Raw genomic sequence first — 12,740 nt, 5'->3', positions numbered from 1 at the left:
GCGCCCACTCACAGGCGCTCGGCCAGCCAGCCGTGGAACCCGAGCGCCTGAAAATAGCGCCGACCAACGCCAAAGCCCGCCGCCTGCAACAGGTGTCGGGTCTGTTTCTCATCGAGGGGAAAGAAGTCCTGTGCCAGGCGCAGTACCATCTGTTCGCTGGCGCTCCGAGGCAGACCGGCACGGTGCGCGTGCAGCCCCATCACGGCGTGCTCGTCATCGTCTTGCGCAGCCATCAGGTCGGCCAGCAACAGAGGGGCACCGCGCCTGAGCTGGCGGGCGATGTCAGCGAGCAGTGCCGCCTTGTGTTCCTGCGGCAGAAAGTGCAGCACCAGCAGACAGAGTGCACCGTCACACGCCATGCTGTCGGCCGGCAACGGTCCCTCCCACCATGTGATCCGCGCCACCATCCCCGCCTGCTCGGCTTGCCTTCTGGCCTGCGCCAGCATGTCGGCCGATATGTCCTGGGCAATGAACTGCCAGCGGGGACACAGGCTGCCCAACAACAGCAGTTCGCTGCCCGTGCCAACCCCTACCAGCAGAACGCGCGCCTCCGGCCCAAGCCGCCCCATCAATTGGGACGCGCTGAGCTGATGCAGCAGCTCATAACCTGGTACCAACCGAGTAATGCGCTGGTCATAATCCAGCGCCCCCTCTCCATTGAATCGCGTCATCCTCACCTCTCCTCCCCGTGAAAACTCCTTGATAGAGCCTGCCGCCGGGAGAAGGTAAAGCATCAGATCACATCGAAGCTTACTCAGGGGATGAACTGGCCATGCACTCTGGAGAAGCCTGACGAGCATCCAATCGTATGCCTGCAGACTCCACATCCACGTCGTAGAGCTTCCTTTTGGCGGGCACAACCAGATCGTTTTTTATCAGGCGGACATTTGACAAACTCCATGCCCAGTAACCCGGTTCCCAACCACTTGAGCAAGCCACAGTGACCTCATCAGATCGCCATTCATGGACCTCCTCAATATCGACGATCGCAACGACTCTACCGTCGGGGTCGCATGGCATATCACGAGATAAAAACACTGTATTTTCAACAATCAGAAGATCGCGAACAGGGAGAGTGGGGGGACACCAGGAGCGAACCTCCAATGTCTTTTTACCTGATGCGATATTGGTTCCGTGCGGAGTCACGATCGAAAGTGCAAGCATCAATACATCCTTGTATTTTTACGCCTTGATGATCATCGATTCGAGGATGGCAATCTCTCTACAGCCTCTTGATGCCATTAAGCTGTATTTCTCCCGATTAACACATTGAAATCAAGAAAGAACATCAGCAACCGCTCACGAAAGCATGCGTAAAACACCCCATCTCTGTTATTTCGTATCCCCCTCTCTTCAGCGCAAGCAAGGGTGGGAGGAGTCCATAGCTTTCAACGCTTCAAACTCCCCATCACATGCATTTCGCAGCGGTGGCAGTCAAACCGCAGGCGGAAGGTGTCCTTGCCCATCTTGAGCTCCAACGGCTCGGCCTTGAGGCCGGGCACCTCGTTCGGGCAGAGGTTCTGGCTGTAGCGGATGCAGTGTTTGGTGATCATCAGCACCACTTCCCGCTCCTCCTTGTTCGCCTCATAGGCGGGCGCGATGCGCTCCACCCCGTGCTCGCGGAAGAACTGTTCGGCCGCGCTGTTCAGCACGTTGCCAAGGTAGGAGAGACGGTGCTGGGGATAGTGGATATCCCGCAGCGCGATGCGTCGCTCGGGGCGCTGGTAGCTGGCCACACGTGCCGCCTCCAGCGCGGCGATGCCCTCCCGGCGCAAGCCGTTGAGCATGGATGCGGCAATGAATAGCGGATGAGTAAACGCCAACTCAACCTTGCGGGCCACAAACAGGGTATTGCCGAGTTTGCCAAGCTGGTCGCGCGCCTGTTGCAGCGCCCGCTCCGGGTTGTCAGCAGGCAGCTTGTCGCAGGGGTGCGCGACGGCGGCGCTGATGCCCTGCTCGTCGGTAAGCGTGAGGTGCAAGCCCTCATCGCACTCTGCCAGCACCATATCGACCCGGATGCGGCGATCGGCGCTGGCCTTCTCCAGCACCTTGCTGAATGCCTGATCGTGGTTGCGGTAGATTTCGGTGCCTACCTTCAAGCCCGGCATGCGCTCTGACAGGAGTAACTGCTTACCTTCAACCTTGTTGAGGCGCATCCCCACCAGCTCGTTGTTCGGCTTGAAGAAGCCAAGGCCATCGCCGTTGTTGAGGCTCACGGGCTTGCCATCTATCTCGATGCCATCCTTGGTGACTCTGGTGACCCGTCCCAGCGGCTCGCCCACGTATTTCGGGCTCTTGGTGGAGTCGATCCCCTGCTGGCGACCATGGAGGAAGTAGTCGGTGCTGCCGCGGTTGAAGCTCTTTTTGGGATCAGGCGCGAAGCTGTAGCTGCAACGGCCGGCCGAAGAGGCCACCAGATCGGAGCGGCTGTCGAGAATGGCGTCGAGCTTCTGGCGATACCAGGCGGTGACGTTCTTGACGTAATCGAGCCCCTTGAGGCGCCCTTCAATCTTGAAGGAGCGGATCCCCGCCTCGATCAGCGCCTCCAGGTTGTCGGTCTGATCCATGTCCTTGAGGGAGAGCAGGTGGCTGTCGGCCACCAGCACCTCGCCATCCGGCTTTTGCAGCGAGCAGGGCAAACGACAGAGCTGGGCACATTCGCCACGGTTGGCGCTGCGGCCGGTCCGGGCATGGCTGATGTTGCACTGACCGCTGTAGGAGACGCAGAGCGCGCCGTGGATAAAGAACTCCAGCTGCACATTGGTTGCGGCGCTTATCTCGCGGATCTGCGCAAGGGACAGCTCGCGCGCCAGCACTACCTGGGAGAAGCCCACATCCTGCAGGAATTTCACCTTCTCCGGCGTGCGGTTGTCGGTCTGGGTACTGGCATGGAGCGCAATGGGGGGCAAGTCGAGCGCCAGCAACCCCATGTCCTGCACGATCAGCGCATCGGCCCCCGCTTCGTAGATCTGGTGAGTCAGCCGCCGGGCCTGCTCCAGTTCGTGATCGTGCAGCAGGGTGTTGAAAGCGACGAAGACCTGGGCACCGAAGCGATGGGCATGGCGCGCCAGCGCTTCGATATCCTCGAGGGAGTTGCCCGCCGCGCTGCGGGCGCCAAAGGCGGGACCGCCCATGTAGACGGCATCGGCACCGTGGTTGATGGCTTCGATGCCGTAGGCGAGATTCTTGGCCGGAGCCAGCAGCTCCAACCGGTTGTTGTGGCTTAACGGGTGCTTGTTCTGGTGCATGGTCTCGGGATCAGGGCGGACAGCAAATGGGCGCCACTCTATGGCATTGCCACCCTCCCCGCCTTGATCCCGCTTAAGATCACCGCAAAATACAGGATTGGATCAGAGCACCACCTTCAAGGCCAGCCCCAGCAGCACCAGACCGCTTACCTTGTCGATGACGAAGGACTTGGCCTTGAGCCAGGCCAATACAGGGCCACGAGAGAGCACCAGCGCCACCAGCACGTACCAGACCGCGTCGATCCCGCCGGCGGTCAGCATCATGATGCCCCCCTCGCGCCAGCCGGTGTCGGCATGCACAAACTGGCTGAACAGGGCGATGAAGAAGACCGCGAGCTGGGGGTTGAGAAAGGCCACCATAAAGCCTTCGAAGGCACCTTGCCGACCGCGCAGCTGGTGCACCTCTTCGCTCGCCTCCCCCTTGGCGGGTTTGGCCAGCAGCGCCTTGACTCCGAGCCAGGCGAGAAACGCGGCGCCGCCGTAGCGGATAACGTCAAACAGCAGCGGTGTCTGGGTGATCAGGATGGCGAGGCCGAGCGCCGTTATCAGCGCATAGATGCCAACCCCGAAGCCGTGGCCAAGCGCGGTGGCCACACCGTGCCCCTGCCCTCCCTGCACCGTGTTGCGGATGATCAGCGCCAGACTCGGCCCCGGGCTGATGGCGCCCATCACGCAGATTGCGGCCAGTGCCAGCCAACTCGTCAGTTCCATGGTGTTCCTTGTCTCAAGCGGAAGATGAATGTCTGCGCTCAGGGTAAAGGGCCCCTGGTTATGCCAGAAGTGAAAGTTGGGAATAGAACCCATAGCCAACGGCTATAGGCCAACACAAGCGTCTGTTGCTAGCGGGGCGGGTTCAACACCTTGCGGCTCGCCGCCACCGTGCGTTGCAGGTGCTCGCGCAGGAAGGGGTAGGCCAGTTCGCGAAACCACTTGTGGGCCGGATCCTGGTGATGGCGCTGGTGCCACAACAGATGATACTGCTGGGTACGGCTGACAAACGGCAGATCGCAAAAATGCAGGGCGTGCTCGCAGGAGAGCTGCCAGGCGATGTGGGCCGGAGTGGTCAGCAGGCAGTCGGTGCGCAGCAACACCTCCACCGCCGCCTGAAAGAAGGGCACCCGGGCAAACCAGCGCCGGGACAACCCCTGCGGTGCCAGCACCTGTTCCACCGGGCTGTCCTTGTCACCCCCGCCGCTCACCTGCAGGTGAGGCCAGGCGAGGTAGTCATCGAGGCTGAGCGAGCGCCCTGCCAACGGATGGTGGCTACCCATCAACACCACCAGCCGATCTTCCCCCTGATGCAGGCCGCGGATCTGATCCGGCACCAGCTCGGTGATGGTGGAGACCATATCCAGCTCGGATTGCCACAGCTGCGGCAGCAGGCGCTTGTCCCACAGGCTGTACTCCAGCGCCGCCAGCGGCGCCTCCCTGGCCAGCGCCGCGCAGATATCCGGCAGGATGTGCTGGGCCACGTAATCGGAGGAGGCGAGCCGGAACACCCGCTCGCAGCGGCTCGAGTCAAAACCGGGGGCCTCGTAGAGCCGCTCCAGCGCACCGAGGGAGTCCGCCAGCTGGGCAGCCAGCGCCTCGGCCCGTGGCGTCAGCAGCCAGCGCTGCCCCTCCCGCACCAGCAACTCGTCGCCAAACTCGCTGCGCAGTTGGCCGAGCTGCTTGCTGATGGAGGGTTGGCTCAGGTGTAGCAGCTCCGCCGCCCGGCTGATGTTGCGGGTCTCCAGCAGCACCTTGAGGGTGGGCAGCAGGTTGAGATTGGCTTTGTGCAAGGGGTGGTTCCATCCAGTGGCGAAAGCCCTATCTTAGGGCAGCCAAGCCCTGTGGTTTAAGCGAAATTTCCCGTCGGCACCCGCCACCTGGCGTGACCCTGCTGCCAGATAACCATGACCACAAGATGACAGTGGTTGCCCCGTGCGGCATAATTGCGCGATTTTCCGCCCGCGGGCGATCCACTTGAGAAGCGGTAACAAGATGAAATACGCCAATATCACAGGCTGGGGCAAATGCCTGCCTCCCTCCGTACTGACCAACGACGACCTCAGCACCATCATGGATACGTCGGATGAGTGGATCTACCCGCGCACCGGCATCAAGGCTCGCCGCATCTCCCACGTCAGCACCTCCGATCTGGCCACCCTGGCCGGACGTCGTGCGCTGGCCTGCGCCGGGCTGGAAGCCAGCGACCTCGACGGCATCATCCTGGCCACCGCCACGCCGGACAACCTGCTGCCGAGCGCCGCCTCCGCGGTGCAGAAGAAGCTGGGGGCCGTCAATGCCGCCGTGTTCGACCTCAACGCCGCCTGCACCGGTTTCGTCTACTCCCTCTCGGTCGCCACCTCGCTGGTACAGACCGGCATGATGAAGAAGGTGCTGGTGATCGGCGCCGAGCGCCTCACTTATCTGCTGGACTGGGCCCGTCGTGACACCGCCGTGCTGTTTGGCGACGGTGCCGGCGCCGTGGTGATCGAAGCGAGCGAGCAGGAGAGCGGTCTCATCGCCAACAAGCTGGGTTGTGACGGCGAGGCGCGCGAGATCCTGCACGTGCCGAACTTCGGTACCGACCGGGTGCGCTTTGCCGACATCGACGGCCTCTTTACCTTCAACTTTGAAGGCCAGGAGATCTTCAAGCGGGCCGTACGCGGCATGGGCGAAGCCACCAACACGGTACTGGCACAGGCCGGCATCGCTCCGGAGCAGATCGATCTTATCGTGCCGCACCAGGCCAACATCCGCATCATCGAGACCCTCGCCAAGCGCATGAACGCGCCGATGGAGAAGGTGATGGTCAACATCGAACACTACGGCAACACCTCCGCCGCCACCGTGCCCATCGCCCTGTGCGAGGCGCTCGAACAAGGCCGCGTCCAGCCGAACAGCTATCTGCTGACCGCCGCCTTCGGTGCCGGCCTGACCTGGGGCGCCGCCATCATCAAGTGGGGCGATCGCGTGACACCCATCAAGGCGTGCGAGGCCGAGCTGCCGCCGTGCGACAAGAGCGCGCTCGAGCTTATCGCCCATGCCGTTGAAGGGTGCCAGAAGGCCCACGCCGACGAAGCGTAAATCCACACATACAGCACCGGGAGCCTGCCAATGCAGGCTCTTTTTATTGCCGCGCCCAGCACTTCTCTCCTCCTCCTAGGTTCCGGCCCTCTCACCGCTGTGACTCCCGACGATGGCCCTGTGACAGTCGCCATATTCCAGTTTTCTCAGTAGCGCCCCCCGAATAGGACCAATTTGTAACCAGCTCATTTTTTTGCGCTAACCTTACTGAGCTATTGATAACTAGCAAGTTGGCGCTTGGGTTCCTACCTGAGGGGACGGCGGTTCACCTTCTTCCATCCATATGCAGGGGCAAGTTCGCGTATGACAGACAACACAAGGGCACACTCCTCCCCTTTCTGGGAGCCTGTCAGCTGGGCCTGCGGCCTTGGCCTAGGCCTGTTCAGCACCCTGCTGCTGGTACTTGCAGGCAGCCCCTTGCCGTATCTGCTGGCCAACCTGGTGCTGGCCGTGGCTGCCGCCCTGTGGAGTGCCCGCCACTACCACGCCAAACCTGCCGGGCAGCCCGATGAACAAGAACAGACTCCGTCATGGTCCGCTGCTGGGCTCAACCACTCCATCATCGGGCTCGAGCAGGTGTGCGAAAAGGCCGTGCCCATCTGGTCGCAACAGATTGAAAACTCTCGCCAGCAAACCGAAGGGGCCATGATTGACCTCACCCAGCGCTTTGCCGGGCTGACCACCAAGCTGGAAGAAGCGGTCGCCGCTTCCCACAACGCCGCCGGCGATCTGGGCGGCGAGAAATCCGCCGGCATGACCGCCGTGCTGGCCGAAAGTCAGGCCCAGCTCAATCAGGTCGTCGCCATCATGCACTCCACCCAGGCCAACCGTGACGCCATGCTGGCAGAGATAAAAACCCTCACCGCCTACACCATCGAGCTCAACACCATGGCGCTCGACGTGGCCAAGATAGCCTCCCAGACCAACCTGCTGGCCCTCAATGCCGCCATCGAGGCGGCCAGAGCCGGTGAAGCGGGTCGTGGCTTCGCGGTGGTGGCGGACGAGGTGCGCACCCTGTCGCGCCTCTCCAGCGAGACCGCCCAGAAGATGACCGACAAGGTCGATACCATCAACACCGGCATCGGCCGGGCCTTCCAGATTGCCGAGAGTGCGGCAGGGCGAGATCAAGCTGCCGTCAGCGACGCCGAGCACGCCATCGAACAGGTACTGGAGCGCTTTCGGATGGCCACCACCAGCCTGGCCGAGTCGGCTGCCCTGCTGCAGAGCGAGAGTACCGGGATCCACCGTGAGATTTCCGATGTCATCGTGTCGTTACAGTTCCAGGATAGGGTCAGTCAAATCCTTGGCCATGTTCGTCAGAATATGGACAGCCTCAACGATCACCTGATCTCGTCGCGCACCAGAACGCACCAGTCCGGCCCCATTCAGATCGATGCGGAAAGCTGGCTGGCAGACATGGAACTCTCATATGCCACCGATGAGCAGCGCAATATCCATCACGGTCGCAAAACCCCGACGGCAACCCCATCCAGCAACGCTGATGTCACTTTTTTCTAGGAGAGAGATATGGCCAAAACAGTCCTGATCGTGGATGACTCGGCAACCATACGCCAGGTCGTCGGCATGACGCTCAAGGGCGCCGGTTACGAGGTGATGGAGGCTTGTGACGGCAAGGACGCCCTCAAGAAACTCGACGGCAAGAAGATCAACCTCATCATCAGCGACGTCAACATGCCGAACATGGACGGCATCAGCTTCGTCAAGGAGGCCAAGAAGCTGGCCAGCTACAAGTTCACCCCGGTGATCATGCTGACCACCGAGTCCCAGGACAGCAAGAAGCAGGAAGGGCAGGCTGCGGGAGCCAAGGCCTGGGTGGTCAAGCCGTTCCAGCCGGACCAGATGCTGGCTGCGGTCGCCAAGCTCATCATGCCCTGAGTCGGGAGGCATTCATGCCGCTGCATATCGAAACGGGCGAAGAGAAGACAGTTGTGGCCATTGCGGGTGAGATGACCATCTATACCGCAGCCGAACTCAAGCAGGCGCTCACTCCCCTGCTCTATCGCCAGCAAGAGCTGGAGCTGGATCTCTCCCAGGTCAGCGAAATGGACAGTGCCGGTCTGCAACTGCTGCTGGCCGCCAAGAAGACGGCGCTGCAGGGCGGCTATCCACTGCATCTGGTGATGCACAGCCATGCGGTACTCGATGCCCTTGAGCTGTGCCAGCTGGCAACCTTCTTCGGCGATCCCACCCTCATCCCCCACCCCGATCACGCCTAGCCGGTTCCGCGGACAAGGAGTCATTCGTGAGCATCAATCTTGATCAGGCCCTGCAAACCTACATCGCCGAGGCGCGTGAGCTGCTCGAGGAGATGGAGTCCGCACTGCTGACACTGGAAAACGAGCCGGACAATAGCGAGCTCATCGGCGCCATCTTCCGGGCGGCCCACACCATCAAGGGCTCCGCCGGCCTGTTTGGCCTGCAACCCATCGTCAGCTTTACCCACATCGTCGAGGATCTGCTCGATCAGGTGCGCAACCAGCAGCTGACGATCAGTGAAGCACTCATCAAGGATCTGCTGGAGAGCCGGGATCACATCGAACGCCTGGTCAGCCTGGTGGCCGAACAAGGGGAATCGCTCGGTGCGGATGAGCAGGCTCAGGATGAACAGCTGCGGCGCAACCTGGCACGCCATCAAACCACCGGCCAAGCCGGCCTGCCGGAACACAACCCACCAGCCGAGACCAGCCCGATCAGCAAGGAGGAGGGTCATGTCAGTGCCACGTCTCTGTGGCACATCTCCTTGCGCTTTGGCCCGGATGTGCTGCGCAACGGCATGGATCCCACCTCTTTTCTGCGTTACCTCGGCACCATGGGTACCCTCTGTGCCATCGAGACCATTCACCATGCTCTGCCCGACTGGGAACATTTCGATCCGGAGAGCTGCTACTTGGGCTACGAACTCGATCTGGACACCCAGGCCGACAAGAATGCCCTGAGCGATGTGTTCGAATTCGTGCGCGATGACTGTCGCATCACCATTATCCCACCCCACAGCAAGCTGGCCGAGTACATCGACCTCATCAATGCCCTGCCGGAAGACAACGAGATGCTGGGACAGCTGTTGGTCAAGACCGGCGCCCTGACAGCCAGCGAGCTGGTACTCGGGCTACAAGCCCAGCATGAACAGCCGCAGACCGACGCCGGCAAGCTGGGAGAGATCCTGATTGCCCAGGGAGCCGTCAGCGAGGTGGTGGTGGATGCCGCGCTCAAGAAGCAGAGCCAGAACAAGGAGAGCAAAAACAAGGAGGGGCGCTATGTCAGGGTCCATGCCGACAAGCTGGATGATCTGATCAATCTGGTGGGCGAACTGGTGGTCGCCAGCTCGGGAGCCAACCTGCTGGCCCAGCGTTCACGGGACAGCCAGCTGCAGGAGGCCAACTCCACCATTGCCATGCTGGTCGAAGAGATCCGGGATGGGGCGCTGCGCCTGCGCATGGTGCCAATTGGCGATACCTTCAACCGCTTCCAGCGGGTAGTGCGGGATGTCAGCCATGAACTGGACAAAGACATCGCCCTGGTCATCACCGGCGGCGATACCGAACTGGACAAATCGGTGGTGGAGAAGATCGGCGATCCCTTGATGCACCTGGTACGCAACGCCATGGACCACGGCATCGAATCGGCTGAAAGAAGAGTGGCCGCCGGCAAGCCGGCACGGGGCACCCTGACTCTCAACGCCTATCACGACTCCGGCAGCATCGTCATCGAAATTCAGGACGATGGCGCCGGCCTCAACAAGGCCAGGATCCTGCAAAAGGCGCAAGAACGCGGCCTGGTGACCACCAATGCCACCCTGACGGATCAGGAGATCTACCAGCTCATCTTCGAACCAGGCTTCTCCACGGCGGAGGCCATCACCAATCTCTCCGGCCGCGGGGTGGGCATGGATGTGGTCAAACGCAACATCCAGGCCCTGCGCGGCAGTGTCGAACTCGATAGCAAACCCGGCCTCGGCACCCGGGTCCAGATCCGGCTGCCGCTCACTCTGGCCATCATCGATGGTTTTCTGGTGCGCGTCAGCACGACCCACTACGTCATCCCCCTCGACATGGTGATCGAATGCGTGGAGCTGACCCAGAGCGCGCTGGCCGATACCCAGGGGCGCAACTACATCAATCTGCGCGGGGAAGTGCTGCCTTTTGTCCGGTTGCAGCACTATTTCGATGTCGAGGGCACCAGAGGGCGCCGGGAAAACATCGTGGTCGTCAGCCACGGCGGCAAGAAATCCGGCCTGGTAGTCGACGAGCTGCTGGGTGAATTCCAGACCGTCATCAAGCCGCTTGGCAAGCTGTTCCAGCGCCTGCAGGGGATCAGCGGCTCCACCATTCTGGGAGGTGGTGAAGTTGCCCTCATTCTGGATATCCCCTCTCTCATTCAGCACGCCATCGAGCAGGAGCTGGACCAGCTGAGCCAGTACGCCATTCCACGTCTGCAAACCCAACCTAGAGTCAATTAACGCCAGGAGCCTGTCATGTTCAAAAACTCCACCATCAAGCTGCGACTCACCATTTTACTCTGCCTGCTCTGCGCACTGCTGCTGGGAGTGGGTGCATTGGGGCTCTACAACATGCAGAGCAGCAACAAGGGTCTGCAGCGGGTCTACAACGATCGGGTGGTGCCGCTCAAGCAGCTCAAGACCATCTCAGACAATTATGCCGTCGCCATCATCGACAACGTCAACAAGGCCAATGCGGGCCTCATCAGTGCCGAAGAGGCACGGCAGCAGATCCAGCATGCCCAGCAGCAGATCAAGCTGGAGTGGCAGCATTACCAGGCCACCAAGCTGACCGAAGCCGAGCAGAAGCTGTCAGCCGAGGCCAACAGCCTGTTCAGCGCAGCGGATCGGGATATCACCCGACTGGAAGCGTTTCTCTCGACCCAGCGCGGTGTCGTCACCGGCATGCTCAACGAATTTGACGGCAAGCTTTACAGCTCCATCGATCCCATCGGTGGCAAGATAACCGAGCTGGTCAGCCTGCAGCTCGACGTCGCCAAATCCGAGTACGAGCAGGCGCAGGCCTGGTACGACGTCATGCTGCTCACCATGCTGGCGGTCGTTGCCGCGGGCATGGTGGCTGCCGCCTGGTTTGGCATCGTCCTCATCCGCAGCATCATCTCCCCCATCAACCAGGCACTGCAGGTAGCCAACCACCTGGCCGAAGGCAACCTCGACGTCACCATCGACATCGGTGCCCACGACGAAGCCGGTCAACTGCTGCTGGCCATGCAGAACATGGTCAACAAGCTGACCGCACTCATCAACGACATCGAGACCCTGGTGACTGCCGCCGTCGAGCAGGGAAACTTCAGTTACAAGATCGAACTGGATGGACGCCAGGGCTACATCAAGCGGTTGTCCGAACTGCTCAACCGTCTATCCAACGTCACCGACACCAGCCTCAACGATGTGATGCGCATCGCCACCGCCCTGTCGCGGGGTGACCTGACCCAGAAGATAGAACAACCCTATCCGGGTATTTTTGGCCAGACCAAGGATGGCCTCAACAGCACCATAGAGGCGCTGACCGCCATCATCGAAGAAGTGCGCAACGCCGCCGACAACCTGACCAATGCCTCCAACCAGGTCAGCACCACGGCCCAGTCCCTGAGCCAGGCCACCAGCGAACAGGCTGCCAGCGTGGAAGAGACCAGCGCCTCCATCGAACAGATGAGCGCCAGCATCAACCAGAACACCGACAACGCCAAGGTTACCGACAACATGGCCAGCAGTGCCGTGCTCGAAGCCACCGAAGGTGGCCGCTCGGTCCAGCAGACGGTGGCCGCAATGCAGCAGATCGCCCGCAAGGTCAGCATCATCGATGACATTGCCTACCAGACCAATCTGCTGGCACTCAACGCCGCCATCGAGGCAGCAAGGGCCGGTGAACACGGCAAAGGCTTCGCGGTGGTAGCCGCCGAGGTCCGCAAGCTGGCCGAACGCAGCCAGATAGCGGCGCAGGAGATTGGTGAGCTCTCATCGAGCAGCGTCGATACTGCCGAGAAGGCGGGCAGCCTGCTCGACAAGATAGTGCCCTCCATTCGCAAGACCTCCGATCTGGTGCAGGAGATCAATGCCGCCTCTGGTGAGCAGGCCAGCGCTGCCAACCAGATAAGCCTCGCCATGAGCCAGCTCAACCAGGTGACCCAGCAAAACGCCGCCAGCAGCGAGGAGCTGGCGGCCACGGCCGAAGAGATGAGCTCTCAGGCCAACGAGCTGCAGCAAACCATGGATTTTTTCTCGCTGGAGAACCTGAGCAAATCGGCAAGGACTCACGAGAGCGGACATAAAGGATTGCCCCCCAGAGGCAAATTTGTCATGCCGACCCCGCACCCACTGCACGGCAATACGGCAGCGCAACCTCCGGTTGACGAGGCCGATTTTGTCCGTTTTTAACCGGA

The 12,740-nt window shown here is 61.3% G+C and carries 11 protein-coding genes; 6 read left to right on the top strand and 5 right to left on the bottom strand.

Annotated elements, in window-relative coordinates:
- Window positions 1-8 precede the first annotated feature (8 nt).
- The 5 genes from E5E96_RS12445 to E5E96_RS12425 form a co-directional block, all read right to left on the bottom strand.
- The gene (locus E5E96_RS12445; RefSeq protein ID WP_171282269.1) at window positions 9-671 is read right to left on the bottom strand and encodes a class I SAM-dependent methyltransferase; all 663 of its coding nucleotides are present in this window, start codon (window positions 669-671) and stop codon (window positions 9-11) included.
- A 79-nt stretch (window positions 672-750) separates the two neighbouring features.
- The gene (locus E5E96_RS12440) at window positions 751-1,164 is read right to left on the bottom strand and encodes an ASCH domain-containing protein (protein ID WP_171282268.1); all 414 of its coding nucleotides are present in this window, start codon (window positions 1,162-1,164) and stop codon (window positions 751-753) included.
- A gap of 224 nt (window positions 1,165-1,388) precedes the next feature.
- Window positions 1,389-3,248 carry a U32 family peptidase gene (locus tag E5E96_RS12435; protein ID WP_171282267.1) on the bottom strand — a complete coding sequence of 620 codons (1,860 nt, stop codon included), beginning with the start codon at window positions 3,246-3,248 and terminating at the stop codon, window positions 1,389-1,391.
- Between the two features lie 102 nt (window positions 3,249-3,350).
- Window positions 3,351-3,959: a LysE family translocator gene (locus E5E96_RS12430; protein ID WP_016349742.1), complete on the bottom strand. Its 609-nt coding sequence runs from the start codon at window positions 3,957-3,959 to the stop codon at window positions 3,351-3,353.
- Between the two features lie 128 nt (window positions 3,960-4,087).
- The gene (locus E5E96_RS12425) at window positions 4,088-5,029 is read right to left on the bottom strand and encodes a LysR family transcriptional regulator (protein ID WP_024944417.1); all 942 of its coding nucleotides are present in this window, start codon (window positions 5,027-5,029) and stop codon (window positions 4,088-4,090) included.
- A gap of 202 nt (window positions 5,030-5,231) precedes the next feature.
- On the opposite strand from E5E96_RS12425, the gene E5E96_RS12420 reads away from it, so the two are divergent.
- The 6 genes from E5E96_RS12420 to E5E96_RS12395 all read left to right on the top strand — a co-directional run bounded on the left by E5E96_RS12420 (window position 5,232) and on the right by E5E96_RS12395 (window position 12,735).
- The gene (locus E5E96_RS12420; protein ID WP_171282266.1) at window positions 5,232-6,320 is read left to right on the top strand and encodes a ketoacyl-ACP synthase III; all 1,089 of its coding nucleotides are present in this window, start codon (window positions 5,232-5,234) and stop codon (window positions 6,318-6,320) included.
- Between the two features lie 303 nt (window positions 6,321-6,623).
- The gene (locus E5E96_RS12415; RefSeq protein ID WP_171282265.1) at window positions 6,624-7,838 is read left to right on the top strand and encodes a methyl-accepting chemotaxis protein; all 1,215 of its coding nucleotides are present in this window, start codon (window positions 6,624-6,626) and stop codon (window positions 7,836-7,838) included.
- A gap of 9 nt (window positions 7,839-7,847) precedes the next feature.
- A complete protein-coding gene (locus E5E96_RS12410; protein WP_011704967.1) occupies window positions 7,848-8,216 on the top strand; it encodes a response regulator in 369 nt (122 codons plus the stop codon).
- 14 nt (window positions 8,217-8,230) lie between these two features.
- A complete protein-coding gene (locus tag E5E96_RS12405; protein ID WP_017408761.1) occupies window positions 8,231-8,557 on the top strand; it encodes an STAS domain-containing protein in 327 nt (108 codons plus the stop codon).
- A gap of 26 nt (window positions 8,558-8,583) precedes the next feature.
- Window positions 8,584-10,797 (top strand): chemotaxis protein CheA, encoded by a 2,214-nt coding sequence (locus E5E96_RS12400; RefSeq protein WP_171282264.1) that lies wholly within the window; start codon window positions 8,584-8,586, stop codon window positions 10,795-10,797.
- A 15-nt stretch (window positions 10,798-10,812) separates the two neighbouring features.
- Window positions 10,813-12,735 (top strand): methyl-accepting chemotaxis protein, encoded by a 1,923-nt coding sequence (locus tag E5E96_RS12395; protein WP_171282263.1) that lies wholly within the window; start codon window positions 10,813-10,815, stop codon window positions 12,733-12,735.
- Window positions 12,736-12,740: the final 5 nt, after the last annotated feature.

The sequence above is a fragment of the Aeromonas sp. 1805 genome (genome assembly GCF_013085525.1).
In the GTDB taxonomy this organism is placed as follows: Bacteria; Pseudomonadota; Gammaproteobacteria; order Enterobacterales; family Aeromonadaceae; genus Aeromonas; species Aeromonas hydrophila.
Note: the sequence above shows the minus strand (reverse complement) of the source record. Positions and strands in the feature narration are given on the sequence as shown.